This window comes from Streptomyces sp. NPDC048604, from assembly GCF_043199435.1.
In the GTDB taxonomy this organism is placed as follows: domain Bacteria; phylum Actinomycetota; class Actinomycetes; order Streptomycetales; family Streptomycetaceae; genus Streptomyces.
In genome coordinates this window covers 175,602-196,143 of sequence record NZ_JBICVX010000014.1, presented here as the reverse complement: position 1 = coordinate 196,143, position 20,542 = coordinate 175,602, and the positions used below count along the sequence as shown (strand labels likewise).

Here is a 20,542-nt window from a genome sequence, read left to right as displayed (position 1 = left end):
ACGTCAGTCGCGTTCCCAGCCGCTGTGCAGGCGGGCCTTGACGTCGTCCGGCGGCAGGAACCGCGACCAGCGCTCGGGGAACTCCGAAGGCATGTCCGGGTCGTCCTCGTCGACGTCGTCCGCCTCCGCGCGGGCACGGGCGAGCAGTTCGGCCGCCTGGGCGGCGCGGGCGCGCACGCCGGCCTCGCGGGCGGCGGCGGTGGCGACCGAGGGCCACACCCGGTCGATCGCCGCGTTGACGGCCGCGCCGACCAGCACCGCGAACGCCGAGATGCCGATCCACAGCAGCACCGCGATCGGCGCGGCGAGCGAGCCGTAGATCGTCGGGCCCTCGACCTGGCTGGTCAGGTAGATCCGCAGCACGAAGCTGCCGAGCACCCACATCGCGAGCGCGACCAGGGCGCCGGGGATGTCCTCGATCCAGGGCGAGCGGACCGGTACGGACACGTGGTACAGCGTGGTCAGGAAGGCGACGGAGAGCAGGATGACGGCCGGCCAGTACAGCACCGACACCACCTCCGTGCCCCAGGGGATCAGCTCCACCACCCGGTCCGGGCCGACCACCGCGAGCGGCAGCACGACCGCGCCGATCAGCAGCGCCACGATGTACAGCAGGAAGGCGAGCAGCCGGGTCGCGACGATCCCCCGGTGGCCGTCGAGCCCGTACATGACGGTGATGGTGTCGATGAAGACGTTCACGGCCCGCGAGCCGGACCACAGGGCGATGGCGAAGCCGATGGAGATGAGATCGGGCCGGCCGCCCCGGGTGACGTCCTCCAGGAGCGGTTTGGCGATGTCGTTGACGCCCCGGTCGGACAGCACCGTGCCGGAGGCGCGCAGGATGTTCTCCTGGATGGACGCGACGGTCGTGGTGTCCGTCCAGTCGTCGACGTAGCCGAGCAGACCCAGCAGACCCAGCATCAGCGGCGGCAGCGAGAGCAGGGTGAAGAACGCCGCCTCCGCCGCGAGACCGAGGATGCGGTACTCGATGCACGAGTTGACGGTGTCCTTCAGGAGCAGCCAGACCAGCTTCCGCTTGGAGACGTTGCGGTAGAGGACTCTCGCCCGGTGAAGTCTTCCCCGGCGGCGCTCGGGTGTTTCATTTGCTGCCTGCACCTCCTTACCGTATCGGCATGGCAGCCAGCACCCACACAGTGACCAACCAGGCTCCGCCCCTGGTGGGATACGACGTATTCACGTCCGACCGGGCACTCGTCGAGGCGGTCGAGCGCCATCTGGACCCCGGGCTGCTGCCCGGGGCGCGGGAGGACCTCTCCGCACTCGGCCGCAGCGCCGGCTCGGCCCAGGTGCAGGAATGGGGGGTGCTGGCCAACGAGTACCCGCCGAAGCTGCGCACCCACGACCGGTACGGCCACCGTATCGACGAGGTCGAGTTCCATCCGTCCTGGCACCGGCTGCTCGGCCACGCCGTCGGCGCGGGTCTGACGAACGCCTGGGGCCGGCCCGGCGGCCATCTGCGGCGCGCCGCCGGGTTCCTGGTGTGGACGCAGGTGGAGGCCGGGCACGGCTGTCCGCTGTCGATGACGCACTCCGCGGTGCCGGCGCTGCGGACCGACCCGGAGCTGGCCGCCGAGTGGGAGCCGCGGCTGACCTCGCAGGTGTACGAGCAGGGCCTGCGGCCGGCCGCGGAGAAGGCCGGCGTGCTCTTCGGGATGGGCATGACGGAGAAGCAGGGCGGCAGCGACGTCCGGGCGAACACCACCCAGGCGCGACCGCTGGACGCCGAGGGCGAGTATCTGCTGACCGGTCACAAATGGTTCTGCTCGGCGCCCATGTCGGACGGGTTCCTGGTGCTCGGGCAGGCGCCCGGCGGGCTGACCTGCTTCCTCGTGCCGCGGGTGCTGCCGGACGGCAGCCGGAACGTGTTCGCGATCCAGCGCCTCAAGGACAAGCTGGGCAACAAGTCCAACGCCTCGAGCGAGGTGGAGTTCGACGGGACGTGGGCGCGCCGGGTCGGCGAGGAGGGCCGCGGGGTGCGCACCATCATCGAGATGGTGGCGGCCACGCGGCTCGACTGTGTACTGGGCTCGGCGGCGCAGATGCGGCAGGCGCTGACGCAGGCCGTGCACCACGCCTCGTACCGCAGCGCCTTCGGCGGGCTGCTGATCGAGAAGCCGCTGATGCGCAACGTGCTGGCGGACCTGGCGCTGGAGTCGGAAGCCGCGACGACGCTGGGCATGCGGCTCGCGGCGGCCTACGACGCGGACACCGAAGCCGAGCGGGCGTTCCTGCGGCTGGCCGTGCCGGCGGCGAAGTACTGGGTGACCAAGCGCTGCACGCCGATGGTGGCGGAGGCGCTGGAGTGCCTGGGCGGCAACGGGTACGTGGAGGAGTCGGGGATGCCGCGGCTGCTGCGCGAGGCGCCGCTGAACTCGATCTGGGAGGGCTCGGGCAACGTCCAGGCGCTGGACGTGCTGCGAGCGCTGCAGCGGGAGCCGGCGGCGCTGAACGCGTTCCTGCAGGAGGTCGGGCAGGCGCGCGGGGCGGACCACCGGCTGGACGCGGGGATCAAGGACCTGCTGACCGAACTGGCCGATCTGGACGGGATCGAGGCACGGGCGCGGCGCCTGGTGGAGCGGATGGCGCTGGTGCTCCAGGGCTCGCTGCTGGTCCGGTTCGCGCCGCCGGAGGTTGCGGACGCGTTCTGCGGTTCACGGCTCGGCGGAGACTGGGGGACGGCCTTCGGGACGCTTCCCCACTCGCTCGATCTGGCGAAGGTGGTGGAGCGGGCGCGGGTGGCTCCCTGAGCCGCCCGGGAACGCGAAAGCCGAGGGTGGTGCTGCGCCGACACGGCACCACCCTCCGCTGGTGCACCACACTCACGCACTTCCGGGGGATCCGCCAGAGTTGCAGACGGTTGCAGGATTGTCCGAACCGCCCCGCGCCGGGGAGGCCGGGGCGGCACCATGGGCCTGCGAGGCCGCGCAGTGCAGAACCGATACCGCACCACCGGCGCCTGGGGGATACCGATGAACGACACCGCGCTCGACCTGCGCCGGCTGGCCGCCATGGACGCCGCCCAGGCGTCCCGGCTGCTCCACCGGGTGCGGGAGGAGACCCTGGCCGGCCGGCGGCCGCCGATCGCCCCCCGCCCGGTGATCGACGCCTCGTGGCGGCGGATGTCGCAGCTGGGGCTCGATCCCGACCAGAGCAGCAGGTCCGTACTGCTGCGGCGGGACGAGCTGGAGGAGCGGCGGCGGACGACGCTGATCGGCGAGGTGATGCGGACGCTCACCGCCGGGCTGAGCGGGATCGCCGACGCCTCGATGCAGATCATGGTGGTCACCGACGAGCACGGCCGGGTGCTGTGGCGCGACGGCAACCTGTCGGTGCTGCGCCGGGCCAGCGGGATCTGTCTGGAGGAGGGCGCGGCCTGGAGCGAGTCGAGCACCGGCACCAACGCGGTGGGCACGGCGCTCGCGGTGCGCAAGGCCGTCCAGGTCCACTCGGCCGAGCACTATCTGCAGACCCTGCACAACTGGACCTGCGCCGCCGCGCCCGTGCACGATCCGCGCGACCAGCGGCTGCTCGGGATCGTGGACGTGAGCGGTCCGGCGTCGAGCTTCCATCCGGCCACGCTGGCACTGGTGGCCTCGGTGGCGCAGCTGGCCGAGGCCGAGCTGCGGGAGCGGCATCTGCGGTCGGTCGAGCGGCTGCGGGCGGTGGCCGCGCCGATCCTGTGCCGGGTGGGCGGCCGGGCGATCGCGGTGGACGCGCACGGCTGGACGGCGGCGGTGACCGGGATGGCCCCGGTGGACCGGGTGACGCTGCCCAAATCGTTCCGGGCGGGACGGGTGTGGCTGCCGTCGCTCGGGATGTGCGCGGTGGAGCCGCTGCCGGGCGGCTGGCTGCTGCGGGTGGACGACGGGACGACGGCGGAGGCGGACGGCAGCCGGGTGGTGCTCGACCTGAGCCGGCCGCGCCGCTGGACGGTGGCGGTGTCGGGGGCGGCGGGCAGCTGGACGCAGGAGCTGAGCCCGCGTCATGCGGAGCTGCTGTGGGTGCTGGCCCGCAGCCCCGAGGGGCGGACGGCCGCGGAGCTGGCGCAGGACGTGTTCGGCGACCGGACGCGCACGGTGACCGTGCGCGCGGAGATGTCGCGGATCCGCCGCAACCTGGCGGGCGTGCTGGCCCACCGGCCGTACCGGTTCCACGAGGAGGTCGAGGTCGAGCTCCTCGTCCCCGAGCACCCCGCCGACCTCCTCCCCCACTCCACGGCCCCCGCGGTCCGCGCGGCGTGGGACGCGCCGGCGGGGGCGCAGGACTGAGCCCCGGGCGCACCATCCGTACCCGGTCGTGATCGTCGACCGGTGCATGTGGGCCTGGCGCATCCTGGACGGGATGCAGGCGGAGGTTGTCCGCAATCCGGACGAGCGGCTCACAGAGCGGATGGCCGAGCTGCGCCGGCTGACGGCCGAGGCGTCCTCGGACCCCGGCCCGGCCTGGGAATCTGGGGCTCCGCATGATGCGATGGGCCCATGAGCACCATCACTCTCACCACCTGGTCCCTCGAACAGACCGACCCGTCCGATCTGCGTCCCGCCACGCCGCCGGAGGGCGGCGACGTGACGATCGCGCGGGCCGAGCTGCCCTCGCCGGAGTTCAGCCGCTTCCTCTACACCGCGGTCGGCGGCGACATCCGGTGGAACGACCGGCTGCCGCTGACGTACAAGGAGTGGCAGCAGATCGTCGAGAAGCCGGGCGCCGAGCTCTGGGTGGCGTACGAGAAGGGGACGCCGGCCGGGTACGTGGAGCTGGACCCGCAGGACGACGGCGTGGTGGAGATCGTCTACTTCGGCCTGATCCCGGCCTTCCGCGGCCGCCGGATCGGCGGCCATCTGCTCTCCGAGGGCGTGCGGCGCGCCTGGGACCTGGCCGAACGCTGGCCGGACCGGGAGCCGACCCGCCGGGTGTGGCTGCACACCTGCTCGCTGGACGGCCCGCACGCGATGGACAACTACCGGCGCCGGGGCTTCCGGCTCTTCGACACGAAGGTGGAGGAGGTCGAGGAGTCCGAGACCCCCGGCCCCTGGCCCGGCGCGCACGCCTGAGCCGCCGCGGGGACCACCCCGCGCCCGGGCCCGCAGGAGGGCCCGACGTGACCCAGAGCACACCGTCTCGCGATGCGGGACGGCGGTGTCCACATAATGGATGAAGCTGGACTGGGTCCAAAGTCCCGTGACACGCTTCCGTCATGTCTGGAACTGGAATTGCCTTGGTGAGTCGGCGGCACGTCGACCTCGGCCGCGTGTCCAGCGCCATCTGTCCGGTGCGCTGAGAGAACCAGCAACGCCGCGATTCCTTTTCTGCCCGACTCTGCTGCGCACCGTCGCGCCATCCTCTGACACCTGCCTGAAAGTGCAGGTCAGAGCCGCCCTCCTGCAGTCCCGAAGGACGAAACGCCATGGCCGCCACCCCGGAAAACCCCACCCCCGCCACGCCCCGCCGCAAGGTGAGCCGTCACCGTGGTGAGGGTCAGTGGGCCGTGGGGCACTTCACCCCGCTGAACGGCAATGAGCAGTTCAAGAAGGACGACGACGGTCTCAATGTGCGGACACGCATTGAGACGATCTACTCGAAGCGCGGCTTCGACTCGATCGACCCCAACGACCTGCGCGGCCGCATGCGCTGGTGGGGCCTGTACACGCAGCGCAAGGAAGGTCTGGACGGCACCAAGACCGGTGTCCTGGAGCCGGAGGAGCTGGACGCCGAGTACTTCATGCTCCGCGTCCGCATCGACGGCGGCCGGCTGACCACCGAGCAGCTCCGGGTGATCGGCGAGATCTCGCAGGAGTTCGCCCGCGGCACCGCCGATGTCACGGACCGGCAGAACGTCCAGTACCACTGGATCCGGATCGAGGACGTCCCCGAGATCTGGAACCGGCTGGAGGCCGTCGGCCTGTCCACCACCGAGGCCTGCGGCGACACCCCGCGCGTCATCCTCGGCTCGCCGGTCGCCGGCATCGCCGAGGACGAGATCATCGACGGCACCCCCGCCATCGAGGAGATCTACCGGCGGATCGTCGGCAACAAGGACTTCTCCAACCTGCCCCGCAAGTTCAAGTCCGCGATCTCCGGCTCGCCGCTGCTCGACGTGGCACACGAGATCAACGACATCGCGTTCGTCGGCGTCGAGCACCCGGAGCACGGCCCCGGATTCGACGTCTGGGTCGGCGGCGGCCTGTCCACCAACCCCAAGCTGGGCGTGCGGCTCGGCACCTGGGTCTCGCTGGACGAGGTCCCTGACGTCTACGAGGGCGTCATCTCGATCTTCCGCGACTACGGCTACCGCCGGCTGCGCAACCGCGCCCGGCTGAAGTTCCTGGTCGCCGACTGGGGCGCGGAGAAGTTCCGCCAGGTCCTCGAGGACGAGTACCTGAAGCGGAAGCTCACCGACGGCCCCGCGCCCGAGGAGCCCGCCGGCCGCTGGCGCGACCACGTCGGCGTCCACAAGCAGAAGGACGGCCGGTTCTACGTGGGCTTCGCGCCGCGCGTCGGCCGGGTCGACGGCGCGACGCTGACGAAGATCGCCGAGATCGCGGAGGCGCACGGCTCCGGCCGGGTGCGCACCACCGCCGAGCAGAAGATGCTCGTCCTCGACATCGAGGAGTCCCAGGTCGAGTCGATCGTCTCCGCCCTGGAGGCGCTGGACCTGCGCGTCACCCCCTCGCCGTTCCGCCGCGGCACGATGGCCTGCACCGGCATCGAGTTCTGCAAGCTGGCGATCGTCGAGACCAAGGGCCGCGGTTCCTCGCTCATCGACGAACTCGAGCGCCGTATCCCCGAGTTCGACGAGCCGCTCACCATCAACATCAACGGCTGCCCGAACGCCTGCGCCCGTATCCAGGTCGCGGACATCGGTCTCAAGGGCCAGCTGGTCCTGGACGACGAGGGCAACCGCGTCGAGGGCTACCAGGTGCACCTGGGCGGCGCGCTGGGCCTGGAGGCCGGTTTCGGCCGCAAGGTCCGCGGCCTGAAGGTCACCGCTGCCGAACTGCCCGACTACGTCGAGCGGGTCCTCACGCGCTACCAGGAGCAGCGCGAGGACGGCGAGCGCTTCGCCACCTGGGCGGCGCGCGCGTCGGAAGAAGCGCTGTCATGAGCGAGCGAGCCGCGCCGTTCCACTGCCCGTACTGCGGTGACGAGGATCTGCGGCCGTACGAGCAGGGCAGTCACGGCGCGTGGGAATGCCGGGCGTGCAGTCGAGCCTTCCAGCTGAAGTTCCTGGGGCTCCTCGCCCCGGGAGCTTCGAGCAACTCCGACGGAGGGGAAGAGAGATGACGATCACTCAGGACGCGACCGCGGCCGACCTGAAGGCACTCGCCGAGCAGGCCGGCCGCGAGCTGGAGGACGCCTCCGCGCTGGAGATCCTCCAGTGGGCGGCCGACACCTTCGGCCCGCGTTTCTGTGTCACCTCGTCCATGGAGGACGCGGTGGTCGCCCACCTCGCCTCGCGCGCCATGCCCGGCGTGGACGTGGTCTTCCTCGACACCGGCTACCACTTCCCGGAGACCATCGGCACCCGGGACGCGGTCGACGCGGTGATGGACGTCAACGTCATCACCCTGACCCCGCGTCAGACGGTCGAGGAGCAGGACGCCGAGTACGGCCCGAGGCTGCACGAGCGCGACCCCGACCTGTGCTGCGCGCTGCGCAAGGTCAAGCCGCTGGAGGAGGGCCTGACCAAGTACGCGGCCTGGGCGACCGGTCTGCGCCGCGACGAGTCCCCGACCCGGGCCAACACCCCGGTCGTCGGCTGGGACGAGAAGCGGGATAAGGTCAAGGTCTCCCCGATCGCCCGCTGGACGCAGGACGAGGTGGACGCGTACGTCGCCGAACACGGCGTGCTCACCAACCCGTTGCTGATGGACGGCTACGCCTCCGTCGGCTGCGCCCCCTGCACCCGCCGGACCCTGGAGGGCGAGGACGCCCGCGCCGGGCGCTGGGCGGGCCGCGCCAAGACCGAGTGCGGGCTGCACGGATGACGGACACTCAGGAATCTCAGGAGAAGCACGTGACGGGTGCCACCATCTGGCTCACCGGTCTGCCGAGCGCCGGCAAGACGACGATCGCGTACGAGCTGGCCGGCCGGCTGCGCGGCGAGGGCCACCGGGTCGAGGTGCTCGACGGCGACGAGATCCGCGAGTTCCTCTCCGCAGGCCTCGGCTTCAGCCGCGAGGACCGGCACACCAACGTGCAGCGGATCGGCTTCGTCGCCGAACTGCTCGCCTCGAACGGCGTGAAGGTCCTGGTCCCGGTCATCGCCCCGTACGAGGACAGCCGCGAGGCGGTCCGCAAGCGGCACGCCGGCGAGGGCACGCCGTACGTCGAGGTGCACGTCGCGACTCCGGTGGAGGTGTGCTCCGTGCGCGACGTCAAGGGGCTGTACGCCAAGCAGGCCGCGGGCGAGCTCAGCGGCCTGACCGGCGTCGACGACCCGTACGACGAGCCGAAGAACCCCGATCTGCGGATCGAGTCCCAGAACCAGACCGTGCAGGAGTCGGCAGCGACCGTCCATGCGCTGCTCACCGAGAGGGGTCTCGCATGACGACCGTCGCTCATGTCCACGAGGAGACCGACAGCCCGTTCGCGCTGTCGCACCTCGACTCCCTGGAGTCCGAGGCCGTCCACATCTTCCGTGAGGTGGCGGGTGAGTTCGAGCGGCCGGTGATCCTGTTCTCCGGCGGCAAGGACTCCATCGTCATGCTGCACCTGGCGCTGAAGGCCTTCGCCCCCGCGGCGATCCCCTTCACGCTCCTGCACGTCGACACCGGGCACAACTTCCCCGAGGTCATCGAGTACCGCGACCGCGTCGTCGCCGAGCACGGGCTGCGACTGCACGTCGCCTCCGTGCAGGAGTACATCGACGCCGGCAAGCTGCGCGAGCGCCCCGACGGCACCCGTAACCCGCTGCAGACCGTGCCGCTCACCGAGGCCATCCAGCAGCACCGCTTCGACGCGGTGTTCGGCGGCGGCCGGCGCGACGAGGAGAAGGCCCGCGCCAAGGAGCGGGTGTTCAGTCTCCGCGACGAGTTCTCCCAGTGGGACCCGCGCCGGCAGCGCCCCGAGCTGTGGCAGCTGTACAACGGCAGGCACGCGCCCGGCGAGCACGTCCGCGTGTTCCCGCTGTCCAACTGGACCGAGCTGGACGTCTGGCAGTACATCCAGCGCGAGGGCATCGAGCTGCCGGAGATCTACTTCGCCCACGAGCGCGAGGTCTTCGCCCGCAACGGCATGTGGTTGACCGCCGGCGAGTGGGGCGGCCCGAAGGACACCGAGACGACCGAGACGCGGCTGATCCGCTACCGCACCGTCGGCGACATGTCCTGCACCGGCGCGGTGGACTCCGACGCCACCACGCTCGACGCCGTCATCGCCGAGATCGCCGCCTCCCGTCTCACCGAGCGGGGCGCCACCCGCGCCGACGACAAGATGTCCGAGGCCGCGATGGAAGACCGCAAGCGCGAAGGGTACTTCTAATGAGCACGTCCACCCAGCAGCCGGCCGCCGAGCTGGCCGCCACCACCCTGCTGCGCTTCGCCACCGCCGGGTCCGTCGACGACGGCAAGTCCACCCTCGTGGGCCGGCTGCTCCACGACTCCAAGTCGGTCCTCGCCGACCAGCTGGAGGCCGTCGAGCACGCCTCCCGCTCCCGCGGCCAGGAGGCCCCGGACCTCGCGCTGCTCACCGACGGCCTGCGGGCCGAGCGCGAGCAGGGCATCACCATCGACGTGGCCTACCGCTACTTCGCGACCCCGCGACGCCGGTTCATCCTGGCCGACACCCCGGGGCACGTGCAGTACACCCGGAACATGGTCACCGGCGCGTCGACGGCCGAGCTGGCCGTGGTCCTGGTCGACGCCCGCAACGGCGTCGTCGAGCAGACCCGCCGGCACGCCGCGGTGGCCGCGCTGCTGCGCGTCCCGCATGTCGTCCTGGCCGTGAACAAGATGGACCTCGTCGACTACGCGGAGCCCGTCTTCGCCGCGATCGCCGAGGAGTTCACCGCGTACGCCACCGGGCTCGGCGTCCCGGAGATCACCGCGATCCCGATCTCCGCGCTGGCCGGCGACAACGTGGTGGAGCCCTCCGCCAACATGGACTGGTACGGCGGCCCGACCGTCCTGGAGCACCTGGAGACCGTGCCGGTCAGCCACGACCTGACGGCCTGCCACGCGCGCTTCCCGGTCCAGTACGTGATCCGTCCGCAGACCGCCGAGCACCCCGACTACCGCGGCTACGCGGGCCAGATCGCGGCCGGCGCGTTCCGGGTCGGCGAGACGATCACCGTCCTGCCGTCCGGCAAGCAGTCCACGATCACCGCCATAGACGCGCTCGGCGAGCCGGTGGACATCGCCTGGGCCCCGCAGTCGGTGACGATCCGGCTCGCGGACGACATCGACATCTCGCGCGGCGATCTGCTCGCCCTGAGCGGCGACGCCCCGGCGACCAGCCAGGACGTGGTGGCGACCGTCTGCCATGTGGCGGACCAGCCGCTCACCGTCGGCCAGCGGGTGCTGCTCAAGCACACCACCCGCACCGTCAAGGCGATCGTGAAGGAGATCCCGTCCCGGCTCACCCTGGACGACCTCTCCCAGCACCCGAACCCCGGGCAGCTCGTCGCCAACGACATCGGCCAGGTGAAGGTCCGTACCGCCGAACCGCTCGCGCTCGACGCGTACGCGGACTCCCGCCGCACCGGTTCCTTCCTGCTGATCGACCCCGCGGACGGCACCACGCTGGCGGCCGGCATGGCGGGCGAGTCGTTCGCCTCCGCCAAGGCCACGGCCGTCGCGGACGACGAGGAGGGGTGGGACTTCTGAGATGACCGACCTCTACGCATCCTTCGCCAAGGAAGGCGGCCGGGTGGGCTCCGGCGCCCTCGGCGCGGGCATGGGGGGTGTCGCGCGATGTGCGTGCTGACGCCGATGCGCCGCGTACGCGGCGCCATGCCGCTCCACCCGCTCCACCGCTCACGACACAGACGAAGACTTCGAAGACCCTGAGGGGACAACCTCCGTGCCTGCCTCACGTACCACCCTGCGCCGCTCACTCGCCGCCGCCGCGGCTCTGCCGCTGCTGATCGGCGCGCTCGCCTCCTGCGGTTACGGCTCCCAGGCGAAGAACGACGAGAAGAAGGTGGCCGCGGAGGGCGAGAAGCTCTCCGCCGACGCCGTCCGGCTCGGGTACTTCCCGAACCTGACGCACGCCACCGCCCTGGTGGGACACCAGGAAGGCATCTTCCAGAAGGAACTGGGCGGCACCCAGCTGAAGGTCTCCACCTTCAACGCAGGCCCCTCCGAGATCGAGGCCCTGAACGCCGGCTCGATCGACATCGGCTTCATCGGCCCCTCGCCGTCCATCAACGGCTACACCAAGTCCAAGGGCACCAACCTGCGCATCATCGGCGGCTCGGCCTCCGGCGGCGTGAAACTGGTCGTCAACCCGGACAAGATCAAGACCCTGGACGACGTCGAGGGCAAGCGCATCGCCACCCCCCAGCTCGGCAACACCCAGGACGTGGCCTTCCTCAACTGGGCCTCGGAGAAGGGCTGGAAGGTCGACCCCCAGAGCGGCAAGGGCGACGTCTCCGTCCTGCGCACCGACAACAAGGTCACCCCCGACGCCTACAAGTCCGGCTCCATCGACGGCGCCTGGGTGCCCGAGCCGACCGCGTCCAAGCTCGTCAGCGAAGGCGCGAAGGTGCTGCTCGACGAGTCGGACCTGTGGCCCGACAAGAAGTTCGTGATCACGAACATCATCGTGTCGCAGAAGTTCCTGAAGGAGCACCCCGACGTCGTCGAGGCCGTGCTGCGCGGATCGGTGAAGACCAACGCGTGGATCAACGCCAACCCGGACAAGGCGAAGGCCTCGGCCAACGCCAAGCTGAAGGAACTGTCCGGCAAGCCGCTCGGCGACAAGGTCATCAACAGCGCCTGGCCCTCCATCCGGTTCACCGACGACCCGCTGGCCGCCACCCTCCAGGCGCAGGCCGACCACGCCGTCAAGTCCGGACTCCTCGAGCAGCCCGACCTCAAGGGCATCTACGACCTCACGGCCCTGAACAAGGTCCTCAAGGCCGCCGGCAAGCCCGAGGTCTCCGACGCCGGCCTCGGCGCCAACTAACCCGACCAGCAGCCCAGTTCCCAGGAGGTGACGACCATGGCCACGACCGCCACGCTCGCCGAGGCCGAGGACCGCGCGGTGCAGACGCACGCGGCCCGGCTCGCACATGTCTCGAAGTCCTTCGGCGGACCCAAGGGCGGACAGCTCGTCCTCGACGACATCACGCTCGATGTCGCCCCGGGCGAGTTCGTCACCCTCCTGGGAGCCTCGGGCTGTGGCAAGTCCACCCTGCTCAACCTGGTCGCCGGGCTCGACCGGCCGTCCGCGGGGTCCATCGAGACCCCCGGCGGCCGGCCGGCCCTGATGTTCCAGGAGCACGCCCTGTTCCCGTGGCTCACCGCGGGCAAGAACATCGAGCTCGCGCTGAAGCTGCGCGGGGTCCCCAAGGCCGAGCGCCGCCCCGAGGCCGAGCGGCTGCTCGAACTGGTGCGGCTCGGCGGCTCGTACGGCAAGCGGGTGCACGAGCTGTCCGGCGGCATGCGCCAGCGCGTCGCCCTGGCCCGGGCACTCGCCCAGGCCAGCGACCTGCTGCTGATGGACGAGCCGTTCGCCGCGCTCGACGCCATCACCCGGGACGTGCTGCACGACGAGCTGACCCGGATCTGGCGGGAGACGAACCTGTCGGTCCTCTTCGTCACCCACAACGTGCGCGAGGCCGTGCGGCTGGCCCAGCGCGTGGTGCTGCTGTCGTCCCGGCCCGGCCGGATCGCCCGCGAGTGGCGGATCGACATCCCGCAGCCGCGCCGCATCGAGGACGCCGCCGTGGCGGAGCTGTCCGTCGAGATCACCGAAGAACTGCGTGGGGAGATCCGCCGTCATGGCCAGCACTGAGACCACCGCCCCCAAGGCAGACGACCTCGCGGGACTGGAGGCCGGACTCGACGCGCTGGACAGCGTACAGATCCGCCGGGCCCCGGTGCGCGAGGTGCTGCTGAAGAAGGTCCTTCCGCCCGTCCTCGCCGTGGCGCTGGTACTGGTCGTGTGGCAGCTGCTCGTCGTCGCGAAGGTCGCCGACGAGGGCAAGCTGCCGTCGCCCGGCGCGGTCTGGGACAGCCTGAGCGACATGTGGCTGCAGGGCACGCTCCTGGACGTCCTGTGGACCAGCGTGTCGCGGGCCCTGCTCGGCTTCCTGCTTGCGCTCGCCATCGGCACCCCGCTGGGTCTGCTGGTGGCCCGGGTCGGCGCGGTGCGCGCGGCCATCGGCCCGATCCTGTCCGGTCTGCAGTCCCTGCCCTCGGTCGCCTGGGTGGCCCCGGCGGTGCTGTGGCTGGGCCTGAACGACTCGATGATGTACGCGGTCATCCTGCTCGGCGCGGTCCCGTCGATCGCCAACGGCCTGGTGGCCGGCGTGGACCAGGTCCCGCCGCTGTTCCTGCGCGCCGGGCGGACGCTCGGCGCGACCGGCCTCAAGGGTGCCTGGCACATCGTCATGCCGGCCGCACTGCCGGGCTATCTGGCCGGCCTGAAGCAGGGCTGGGCGTTCTCCTGGCGCTCGCTGATGGCCGCGGAGATCATCGCCTCCTCCCCCGATCTCGGCCTGGGCCTCGGCCAGTTGCTCGAGAACGGCCGGAACAACTTCGACATGCCGGGCATCTTCCTGGCGATCATCCTGATCCTGCTGGTCGGCGTCGCCATCGACCTGCTGATCTTCAGCCCGCTGGAGCGCACGGTGCTGCGCCGCCGCGGTCTGCTGGTGAAGAGCTGATCCCCATGAACCGTCCCGTCCTCCTCGTCATCGCCCACGGCAGCCGCGATCCGCGGCACGCCGCGACCGTGCACGGGCTGGTGCGCGCCGCGCGGGCGCTGCGGCCGGGGCTGCGCGTGGAGACGGCGTTCCTGGACTTCGACCTGCCGTCCGTGTCCGCGGTGCTGGAACGGCTGGCGGCGGAGGGGGTCCGCGACGTGGTGGCGCTGCCGCTGCTGCTGACCCGGGCCTTCCACGCGAAGTCCGACGTGCCCGCCGTGCTGCGCGCCGCCCCGGCGTCGCTGCGGATCCGGCAGGCCGAGGTGCTGGGCCCGTCGCCGCTGCTGCTCGCGGCGGTCGAGCGACGGCTGTTCGAGGCGGGCCTGACGCCCGCCGCCAAGATCTCGACCGGGGTCGTCCTGGCCTCGGCGGGCTCCACCGACCCGGAGGCGATCGCAGCGATCGCACAGACGGCGCGGGAGCTGCGGCGCACCGGTTGGTGCTCCGTGCGGCCTGCGTTCGCCTCCGCTGTAACTGCCGGGGGCTTCCCCCGCACCGAGGACGCGGTCCGTGCGCTGCGCGCCGACGGCGTGCGCCGGGTGGCGGTCGCCCCGTACGTGATCGCCCCCGGGCGGCTGCCGGACCGCATCGCGGCAGGCGCCCGGGACGGCGGCGCGGACGTGCTCGCCGACGTCCTCGGCCCGTCGCCCGAGCTGGCCCGGCTGCTGCTCGAACGCTACGACGGGGCCCGGGCCGAGGAGCGGCTGGCCGCGTGACGCGGCTCGGCCTCAGCTGAAGTCGAGGCCGCCGGTGCGGGTGCGCTTCAGCTCGAACAGGTCGGGGTGGCCGGCCAGGACGCGGAAGCCGTCGAAGAGTTCGGCGGCCTTCTCGCCGCGCGGGATGGCCCGGAGCACCGGACCGAACCAGACCGTGCCGTCCACGTGGATCGTCGGGGTTCCGACGTAGCCGCCCGCCTCGGGGTCCTTGCCCGCGTCGTGGCTGACCCGCACGGTCTCGTCGAACGCGGGGTCGTGGGCCGCGGCGGCCAGTTCGGCGGGCAGGCCCAGTTCGGCGAGGGACTCGGCGACGACCTGGTCGAAGTCCTCGACCTTCTTCTCGTGGATCCGCGTCCCGTACGCCGTGTACAGGTCCCGCAGCACCTGCGGACCGTGCAGCGAGGCGGCCGCGGCGGCGACCCGGACCGGGCCGATCGACTTGTCGACGAGCGTGCGGTACCAGTCCGGGAGCTCGTTGCCCTCGTTGTGGAAGTACAGGCTCATCACATGGAAGCGCAGTTCGACGTCGCGCTGCCGCTCGACCTCCAGCATCCAGCGGGACGCTATCCAGGCGAAGGGGCAGGCGGGGTCGAACCAGAAGTCGACGACGGGCTTGGCGGCGGGTGCGGTCTCGGTGGTCATGACAGCGAGCCTAGTCAGCATGTGGCCTGTGTCAGCGGGCCAATCCGCACTCCGTCAACTGGGCCAACCGCTCAGTCGCGGGTCAGCTCCACGAGCTTGACGACGGTGTTCCAGTTGCGGGTGGTGGCGACGATTCCCTTGGTCCGGGACGGCCGGTGCAGGACCTCGGCCAGCTTGGAGCGGCCCAGGCCCTCGGGGGCGTACAGGTAGAGCGCGCGGTCGCCGAGCCGGAACTCCTCGGGCAGGAAGGCCGCCGGGTCCAGGTCGGCGAAGGTCTCGGGGCCGACGGGCGCGGAGTAGTAGGTGACGTGCAGCTGCTTCCCCTCGAGCTCCGCGGCGGGGAACGGGCAGGCGTCGGCGACGGCGGCGAGGTAGGCGGCGTCGCGGACCAGGCAGTCGACGGTGAAGCCGAAGCGCTTCTCGATGGCCTGCTCCAGCTCGCGGGTGAGCTGTTCCTCGCCGGCGTCGCCGTCCGTGGTGAAGACCGCGTTGCCGCTCTGCAGATAGGTGCGGACGCGGGTGTGGCCGAGTCCTTCGAGGAGGGGACGGAGCTCGGCCATGGGCACCTTGCGGTGGCCGCTCACGTTGATCCCGCGCAGCAGGGCGGCGTAGGTCGTTGTCATGGGCACACGATAGGACGGCCGCCGTGCCCCGTGGGGGAGGGCACGGCGGCCGCCCGGTCATCGTTGCGCCGTGACTACGGCGCGGCCGCTACTCGACGATCTTGAGCAGCTTGTTGGCCGTGCCTTCGGACGGGTTCGAGATCTTGCCCTCGGTGGCGCCGTCGACCAGGGCCTTGGCGACCTCGTCGGGCTTGGCCTCGGGGTGCCCGGCCAGGTAGACCGCGGCCGCGCCGACGACGTGCGGGGTGGCCATGGAGGTGCCGGATATCGTCTTGGTGCCGGTGTCGCTGTCGTTCCAGGCGGAGGTGATCTCCGAGCCCGGGGCGTAGATGTCCACGACCGAGCCGAAGTTGGAGAAGTCCGACTGCTCGTCGTCCTTCGTCGAGGAGGCGACGGTGATGGCCTCCTGGACGCGGGACGGGGAGCCCTGGCCGGCGTCGGAGGACTCGTTGCCGGCCGCGACGCCGAAGGTGACACCGGCGGCGATGGCCTTGCGGACCGCCTCGTCCAGGGCCTCGTCGGCGCCGCCGCCGAGGCTCATGTTGGCGACGGACGGGCCCTGGTGGTTCTTGGTGACCCAGTCGATGCCGGCGACGACCTGCTCGGTGGTGCCGGAGCCGTTGTCGTCGAGGACGCGGACCGCGACGATCTTCGCCTTCTTGGCGACGCCGTGGGCCGTGCCGGCGATGGTGCCGGCGACGTGGGTGCCGTGGCCGTTGCCGTCGTCGGCGCTGTCGTCGTTGTCCACGGCGTCGAAGCCGTGCGAGGCCCGGCCGCCGAAGTCCTCGTGGCTGACGCGGACGCCGGTGTCGATGACGTACGCGGTGACGCCCTCCCCGGCCTTGTCCGGGTAGGTGTACTTCTGGTCGCCCGCGGTCTCGGTCTGGTCGACGCGGTCCAGGCCCCAGGACGGCGGGTTGTCCTGCGTCTCGTTGATCGAGAACTTCTTGTTCTGGACGACCTTGGCGACGGCCGGGTCGGCAGCGAGACGCTTGGCCTCGGTCTCCGAAAGACCGCTGGCGGAGAAGCCGTTGACGGACGAGTTGTACGCGCGGCGCAGGGTGCCGCCGTACTCCTTCGCCAGCTCCTTCTTGTCGGCCTTCTCGTCGAGCAGAACGACGAAACTGCCGTCGATCGCGCCTTCCGCGCCGAGGCCGAAGACCTTGCCCTCGGCCGGGGCCTGGGCGGCGCCGGCGAACGGCATGGTCATTGCGGTGATTCCCGCGGTGACGGCCGCAGCGGTGATTCCGGCGGTGAGCGTCAGCTTGCGGGCACGCTTGTGAGTTGCCATGAAGAGGGGTCTCCTCGTGAGCATGTGTGGGGGGTTGGGCCGCCGGCAGGAAAATCTCCGGCGACTGACAAACGACCCTTGCCCAATGACGCGCTCAGATCAAGACCTTCATACAGCTGTGATTTAGTCAACAAGCCTTCGTAATAACAAGTCGGACGTACCTCTCAACTCGCCTTGGTGCTACCGCTGGTAGCGGTCGAGAACCCGATTTCCGTCCTTCACAAGCCTTTTACGGAGCTCCCTCAAATCAATCGCACCGCTGTAGTACTCCTGGAATGCGGGGGTCGCGACTTTGTCCTTCCACTCCGGATATCCGCGCACCGATTGGGCGGGCGCCGAGCGCAGTTGTGCGGCCACGGCCGCGCCGGTCGCCCAGCCGTCCTTCGCGGTGTGCAGGGAGGGGTCGGCGAGCGCGGCCGTGCCCGTCGGCAGCATCCAGTCGCCGCGGGCGAGCCGGACCATGTTCCGCGGCTGCAGCAGGAAGTCCAGGAAACGGGCGGCCTGTTGCTTGTACGGGCTGTCCTCGGCGATGGACAGCGTCTGCGGGCTGACGCCCTGGGCGAGCCCGTCCGGGCCCGCGGGCGCGGGGAGCACCATCCAGTCGAAGCCCTCGGGCGCCTGCTGGACGATCTGCTGCCGGTACGAGAAGCCCAGCGGCACCATCGCGTACTTGCCGGCGAAGAAGCCGGGCAGGGTGTCGGAGCCGCCGCTGCCCAGCGTCGAACGCGAGGCGCTGCCGTCGGAGTTGACCTGATCGCGGACGGTGCCGGGGACGACCGCGTCCGCCTCGGTGAAGCGGATCGTGACGCGGCCGTCCGCGCCACGGTGGAACAGCCGGCCGCCCGCGGACAGGCCGAGGTTGAGGCTGACGGAGACGGGTTCCTTCAGCGGCCAGGCGATCGCGTGCTTCCCCTCCCCCATCTTCGTGGTGAGGTCCTTGGTGACCCGCCGGAACTCGTCCCAGGTCCAGGGCTGTTCGGGCGTGGGGATGCGAACGCCTGAGGACTGCAGGATCTTCCGGTTGGCCATGATCACGCGCGGCTCCTGGAGGAACGGCACGCCGTAGACCCCCTCGCCGAAGGTGGTCGTCTGCCAGCTCTGGGCGGGGATGTCGGCGCGCAGCCGCTCGGGCAGCAGTCCGCGCAGATCGGCGAGGTAGCCGCCGTACGCGAAGTCGGCCAGGTCGTCGGAGGCGTCGTGGATGACGTCGGGGGCCTCGCCGCCCTCGAAGGAGGTGAGCAGCTGGTCGTGGACGCTGTCCCAGCTGCCCTGCACGTACTCGACCTGGACGTCGGGGTGGGCGGCGTTCCACTCCGCCACCAGTTGCCGGTTGGCGTCGACGGACTCCTTCTGCCAGGCCAGGGACTGGAACCGGAGCCGGACCGGGCCGCCGTCACGCGCCCGGCCGTCGCCGTCGCCGCCCGCCGTGCAGCCGGCGAGCAGCAGGGCGAGGACGGCGGCGAGGGCGGCGCATCTCGGCGCGCGCATCAGGACTTCACCGCCCCGGCCAGCATGCCCCCGGTGATCCGCTTCTGGATGATCGCGAAGATCACCAGTGAGGGCAGGGTGGCGAGGAAGGCCGCGGCGGCGAGCGGCCCGAGGTCGGCGACGCCCTCCGCGCCGAGGAAGTGGGTGAGGACGACCGGCAAGGTCTGCTTCTCCGGGGTCTTGAGCAGGACGAGCGCGAAGAAGAACTCGTTCCATGCGGTGATGAAGGCGAACAGCGCGGTGGCGACGATGCCGGGGGCGAGCAGCGGCGCGGTGACCGAGACGAGGGTGCGCAGCCGGCCGGCGCCGTCGACCGCGGCGGCCTCCTCCAGTTCGGCCGGGACGGCGCGGACGTAGCCGACCAGCATCCACAGCGCGAAGGGCAGCGCCCACACCACGTACACCAGGACCAGTCCGGCCAGGGTGTTGATCAGATGCAGGTTCTTCAGGACGAGGAACAGCGGGATGATCACCAGCACGAACGGGAACGCCTGGCTGACCACCACCCAGCCGGTGGCGGCGGTCGCGAGTCTGCTGCGGCGCCGGGCGATGGCCCAGGCCATCGGGGTGGCGACCAGGACGGCGATCAGGGCGGCGAGGAGCGCGGCGAGCAGGCTGTTGCCGGCCGCCCGGAGCAGCGGCTGCTCGTCGAACGCCTGGCGGAAGTTGTCGAGGGTGGGGTCCTGGGGGATCCAGGTCGGGTGCAGCGAGCCCAGTTCGCGGGCGGGCTTGAACGCCGTGGAGACCAGCCAGAGGAACGGGAAGGCGAGGAACACGAGGTACGCGAGGAGGGCGAGGTACTGGCCGGCGCGGGCGGGTCTGCCGGTGCGGAACGCGCTCATCGGTCCTCGCCTCCTCTGAGCCGGCCGACGAGGTGGAGGGCGAGGAACACGGAGATCACCGCGACCATCACACAGCCCATCGCGGCGGCGTAGCCGAACTGTCCGTACCGGAAGGCCTCTTCGTAGGCGAAGAGCATCGGCAGCCGGGTGCGGCCGCCCGGTCCGCCGCTGGTCAGCACGTAGACCAGGGCGAAGGAGTTGAAGTTCCAGATGAAGTTGAGCGCCGTGATCGCGAGGGCGACCGGCCGGAGCGCGGGCCAGGTGACGGTGCGGAAGCGGCGCCAGGCGCCGGCGCCGTCGAGGGCGGCGGCCTCGTGCAGTTCCCTCGGGGTGATCTGGAGGCCGGCGAGGAGGGTGACGGTGGTCTGCGGCATGCCGGCCCAGATGCCGACGAGGATCACGGCGGGCAGGGCGGTGGCGAGGCCGGTGAGCCAGTCGCGGCCGTCGCCGAGGCCGAGGTCGCGGATCGTCTCGTTGAGGACGCCGGCGTCGGGGTTGTAGACCAGCCGCCACATGATGCCGACGACGACCTCGGGCATGGCCCAGGGGATGATCGCGAGCGCCCGTGCCAGCCAGCGCAGCCGGAGCGGCTGGTCGAGCAGCAGGGCGAGGCCGAGGGCGAGCAGGAACTGCGGGACGGTGACGCCGACGGCCCAGAGCAGGCCGATCCGGAAGGACTCCCAGAAGAGGCTGTCGTGCGCCAGGTCCTGGAAGTTGAGCAGGCCCACCCACTGGGTGGCCTGGGTGCGGCCGGACTGGGCGTCGGTGAACGCGAGGGCGAGGCCGTAGAGCAGGGGGCCGACGCTGAGCAGCAGGATGGGGAGCAGTGCGGGCAGCACGAGGAACCAGGCGCCGTGGTCGCGCCGTCTTCGTTCCGGTCTTCGTCCGGCGGCCGGTTCCGTGACGCCGGACCGCTTCGTCGCGGTCACTGAACTCACTGTTCGACCCCTTTTGTGGCCTTCTGTGATGTCGCTTCCGCCTCCGTCATCGTCCTGACGGTCCGTCGGTTCGTCAAGGCGGCCTGCGTCGGTGCGAGACTTTGTCGCGAT

General features: G+C 71.1%; 21 protein-coding genes. 14 read left to right on the top strand and 7 right to left on the bottom strand.

Annotated features, from left to right (window positions below):
- Window positions 1-3: 3 nt before the first annotated feature.
- Complete coding sequence (locus tag ACGFMM_RS27510) at window positions 4-1,116, bottom strand: YihY/virulence factor BrkB family protein (RefSeq protein WP_393649139.1); 1,113 nt, start codon at window positions 1,114-1,116, stop codon at window positions 4-6.
- Window positions 1,117-1,133: 17 nt separating this feature from the next.
- Here ACGFMM_RS27510 and ACGFMM_RS27505 point away from each other — a divergent pair, with 17 nt between their 5' ends.
- From ACGFMM_RS27505 to ACGFMM_RS27440, 14 genes are all read left to right on the top strand, one after another.
- Entirely contained in the window at window positions 1,134-2,768 is a 1,635-nt protein-coding gene (locus tag ACGFMM_RS27505; RefSeq protein WP_393649138.1) for an acyl-CoA dehydrogenase family protein, read from the top strand.
- A gap of 222 nt (window positions 2,769-2,990) precedes the next feature.
- A complete protein-coding gene (locus ACGFMM_RS27500) occupies window positions 2,991-4,289 on the top strand; it encodes a GAF domain-containing protein (protein WP_393649137.1) in 1,299 nt (432 codons plus the stop codon).
- Window positions 4,290-4,499: 210 nt separating this feature from the next.
- Window positions 4,500-5,072, top strand: coding sequence for a GNAT family N-acetyltransferase (locus tag ACGFMM_RS27495; protein WP_393649136.1), 573 nt, complete (start codon window positions 4,500-4,502; stop codon window positions 5,070-5,072).
- Between the two features lie 143 nt (window positions 5,073-5,215).
- Entirely contained in the window at window positions 5,216-5,299 is an 84-nt protein-coding gene (locus ACGFMM_RS27490; protein WP_360326930.1) for a putative leader peptide, read from the top strand.
- Window positions 5,300-5,425: 126 nt separating this feature from the next.
- The gene (locus ACGFMM_RS27485) at window positions 5,426-7,123 is read left to right on the top strand and encodes a nitrite/sulfite reductase (protein WP_393649135.1); all 1,698 of its coding nucleotides are present in this window, start codon (window positions 5,426-5,428) and stop codon (window positions 7,121-7,123) included.
- Complete coding sequence (locus tag ACGFMM_RS27480) at window positions 7,120-7,302, top strand: hypothetical protein (protein ID WP_393649134.1); 183 nt, start codon at window positions 7,120-7,122, stop codon at window positions 7,300-7,302. Before ACGFMM_RS27485 ends, ACGFMM_RS27480 begins: the two co-directional genes overlap by 4 nt.
- Complete coding sequence (locus ACGFMM_RS27475) at window positions 7,299-8,006, top strand: phosphoadenylyl-sulfate reductase (RefSeq protein WP_393649133.1); 708 nt, start codon at window positions 7,299-7,301, stop codon at window positions 8,004-8,006. Before ACGFMM_RS27480 ends, ACGFMM_RS27475 begins: the two co-directional genes overlap by 4 nt.
- Window positions 8,003-8,569, top strand: coding sequence for an adenylyl-sulfate kinase (gene cysC / locus ACGFMM_RS27470; protein WP_393649132.1), 567 nt, complete (start codon window positions 8,003-8,005; stop codon window positions 8,567-8,569). The genes ACGFMM_RS27475 and cysC overlap by 4 nt, the downstream gene beginning before the upstream one ends.
- Complete coding sequence (cysD, locus tag ACGFMM_RS27465; protein ID WP_393649131.1) at window positions 8,566-9,501, top strand: sulfate adenylyltransferase subunit CysD; 936 nt, start codon at window positions 8,566-8,568, stop codon at window positions 9,499-9,501. Before cysC ends, cysD begins: the two co-directional genes overlap by 4 nt.
- A complete protein-coding gene (locus tag ACGFMM_RS27460) occupies window positions 9,501-10,844 on the top strand; it encodes a sulfate adenylyltransferase subunit 1 (RefSeq protein ID WP_393649130.1) in 1,344 nt (447 codons plus the stop codon). The genes cysD and ACGFMM_RS27460 overlap by 1 nt, the downstream gene beginning before the upstream one ends.
- A 196-nt stretch (window positions 10,845-11,040) precedes the next feature.
- Window positions 11,041-12,147 carry an aliphatic sulfonate ABC transporter substrate-binding protein gene (locus tag ACGFMM_RS27455; RefSeq protein WP_393649129.1) on the top strand — a complete coding sequence of 369 codons (1,107 nt, stop codon included), beginning with the start codon at window positions 11,041-11,043 and terminating at the stop codon, window positions 12,145-12,147.
- Window positions 12,148-12,183: 36 nt separating this feature from the next.
- Window positions 12,184-12,978 (top strand): ABC transporter ATP-binding protein, encoded by a 795-nt coding sequence (locus ACGFMM_RS27450; RefSeq protein WP_393649128.1) that lies wholly within the window; start codon window positions 12,184-12,186, stop codon window positions 12,976-12,978.
- Window positions 12,965-13,852, top strand: a complete 888-nt coding sequence (locus ACGFMM_RS27445) for an ABC transporter permease (RefSeq protein WP_393649127.1) — start codon at window positions 12,965-12,967, stop codon at window positions 13,850-13,852. The genes ACGFMM_RS27450 and ACGFMM_RS27445 overlap by 14 nt, the downstream gene beginning before the upstream one ends.
- A gap of 5 nt (window positions 13,853-13,857) precedes the next feature.
- A complete protein-coding gene (locus ACGFMM_RS27440) occupies window positions 13,858-14,607 on the top strand; it encodes a sirohydrochlorin chelatase (protein ID WP_393649126.1) in 750 nt (249 codons plus the stop codon).
- 12 nt (window positions 14,608-14,619) lie between these two features.
- Here the strand turns inward: ACGFMM_RS27440 and ACGFMM_RS27435 are convergent, their stop codons facing one another.
- The 6 genes from ACGFMM_RS27435 to ACGFMM_RS27410 all read right to left on the bottom strand — a co-directional run bounded on the left by ACGFMM_RS27435 (window position 14,620) and on the right by ACGFMM_RS27410 (window position 20,431).
- On the bottom strand, window positions 14,620-15,249 hold the full coding sequence (locus ACGFMM_RS27435) for a DsbA family protein (RefSeq protein WP_393649125.1): 630 nt from the start codon (window positions 15,247-15,249) through the stop codon (window positions 14,620-14,622).
- A gap of 71 nt (window positions 15,250-15,320) precedes the next feature.
- Window positions 15,321-15,872 (bottom strand): DUF1697 domain-containing protein, encoded by a 552-nt coding sequence (locus tag ACGFMM_RS27430; protein ID WP_393649124.1) that lies wholly within the window; start codon window positions 15,870-15,872, stop codon window positions 15,321-15,323.
- An 88-nt stretch (window positions 15,873-15,960) separates the two neighbouring features.
- Window positions 15,961-17,163, bottom strand: coding sequence for a S8 family serine peptidase (locus tag ACGFMM_RS27425; RefSeq protein WP_393649123.1), 1,203 nt, complete (start codon window positions 17,161-17,163; stop codon window positions 15,961-15,963).
- 180 nt (window positions 17,164-17,343) lie between these two features.
- Complete coding sequence (locus ACGFMM_RS27420) at window positions 17,344-18,651, bottom strand: ABC transporter substrate-binding protein (RefSeq protein ID WP_393649122.1); 1,308 nt, start codon at window positions 18,649-18,651, stop codon at window positions 17,344-17,346.
- Window positions 18,651-19,493 (bottom strand): carbohydrate ABC transporter permease, encoded by an 843-nt coding sequence (locus ACGFMM_RS27415; RefSeq protein ID WP_393649121.1) that lies wholly within the window; start codon window positions 19,491-19,493, stop codon window positions 18,651-18,653. The genes ACGFMM_RS27420 and ACGFMM_RS27415 overlap by 1 nt, the downstream gene beginning before the upstream one ends.
- Window positions 19,490-20,431: a carbohydrate ABC transporter permease gene (locus ACGFMM_RS27410; RefSeq protein ID WP_393649120.1), complete on the bottom strand. Its 942-nt coding sequence runs from the start codon at window positions 20,429-20,431 to the stop codon at window positions 19,490-19,492. Before ACGFMM_RS27410 ends, ACGFMM_RS27415 begins: the two co-directional genes overlap by 4 nt.
- Window positions 20,432-20,542 lie beyond the last annotated feature (111 nt).

Excerpts from the sequence above, each read along its gene's own strand:
- ACGFMM_RS27435 (WP_393649125.1), bottom strand. The coding sequence starts at position 15,249 with ATGACCACCGAGACCGCACCCGCCGCCAAGCCCGTCGTCGACTTCTGG.
- ACGFMM_RS27475 (WP_393649133.1), top strand. The coding sequence starts at position 7,299 with ATGACGATCACTCAGGACGCGACCGCGGCCGACCTGAAGGCACTCGCC.
- ACGFMM_RS27480 (WP_393649134.1), top strand. The coding sequence starts at position 7,120 with ATGAGCGAGCGAGCCGCGCCGTTCCACTGCCCGTACTGCGGTGACGAG.
- ACGFMM_RS27425 (WP_393649123.1), bottom strand. The coding sequence starts at position 17,163 with ATGGCAACTCACAAGCGTGCCCGCAAGCTGACGCTCACCGCCGGAATC.
- ACGFMM_RS27505 (WP_393649138.1), top strand. The coding sequence starts at position 1,134 with ATGGCAGCCAGCACCCACACAGTGACCAACCAGGCTCCGCCCCTGGTG.
- ACGFMM_RS27460 (WP_393649130.1), top strand. The coding sequence starts at position 9,501 with ATGAGCACGTCCACCCAGCAGCCGGCCGCCGAGCTGGCCGCCACCACC.
- ACGFMM_RS27495 (WP_393649136.1), top strand. The coding sequence starts at position 4,500 with ATGAGCACCATCACTCTCACCACCTGGTCCCTCGAACAGACCGACCCG.
- ACGFMM_RS27500 (WP_393649137.1), top strand. The coding sequence starts at position 2,991 with ATGAACGACACCGCGCTCGACCTGCGCCGGCTGGCCGCCATGGACGCC.
- ACGFMM_RS27415 (WP_393649121.1), bottom strand. The coding sequence starts at position 19,493 with ATGAGCGCGTTCCGCACCGGCAGACCCGCCCGCGCCGGCCAGTACCTC.
- ACGFMM_RS27430 (WP_393649124.1), bottom strand. The coding sequence starts at position 15,872 with ATGACAACGACCTACGCCGCCCTGCTGCGCGGGATCAACGTGAGCGGC.
- ACGFMM_RS27450 (WP_393649128.1), top strand. The coding sequence starts at position 12,184 with ATGGCCACGACCGCCACGCTCGCCGAGGCCGAGGACCGCGCGGTGCAG.
- cysD (WP_393649131.1), top strand. The coding sequence starts at position 8,566 with ATGACGACCGTCGCTCATGTCCACGAGGAGACCGACAGCCCGTTCGCG.
- ACGFMM_RS27485 (WP_393649135.1), top strand. The coding sequence starts at position 5,426 with ATGGCCGCCACCCCGGAAAACCCCACCCCCGCCACGCCCCGCCGCAAG.
- cysC (WP_393649132.1), top strand. The coding sequence starts at position 8,003 with ATGACGGACACTCAGGAATCTCAGGAGAAGCACGTGACGGGTGCCACC.
- ACGFMM_RS27420 (WP_393649122.1), bottom strand. The coding sequence starts at position 18,651 with ATGCGCGCGCCGAGATGCGCCGCCCTCGCCGCCGTCCTCGCCCTGCTG.
- ACGFMM_RS27445 (WP_393649127.1), top strand. The coding sequence starts at position 12,965 with ATGGCCAGCACTGAGACCACCGCCCCCAAGGCAGACGACCTCGCGGGA.
- ACGFMM_RS27490 (WP_360326930.1), top strand. The coding sequence starts at position 5,216 with ATGTCTGGAACTGGAATTGCCTTGGTGAGTCGGCGGCACGTCGACCTC.
- ACGFMM_RS27440 (WP_393649126.1), top strand. The coding sequence starts at position 13,858 with ATGAACCGTCCCGTCCTCCTCGTCATCGCCCACGGCAGCCGCGATCCG.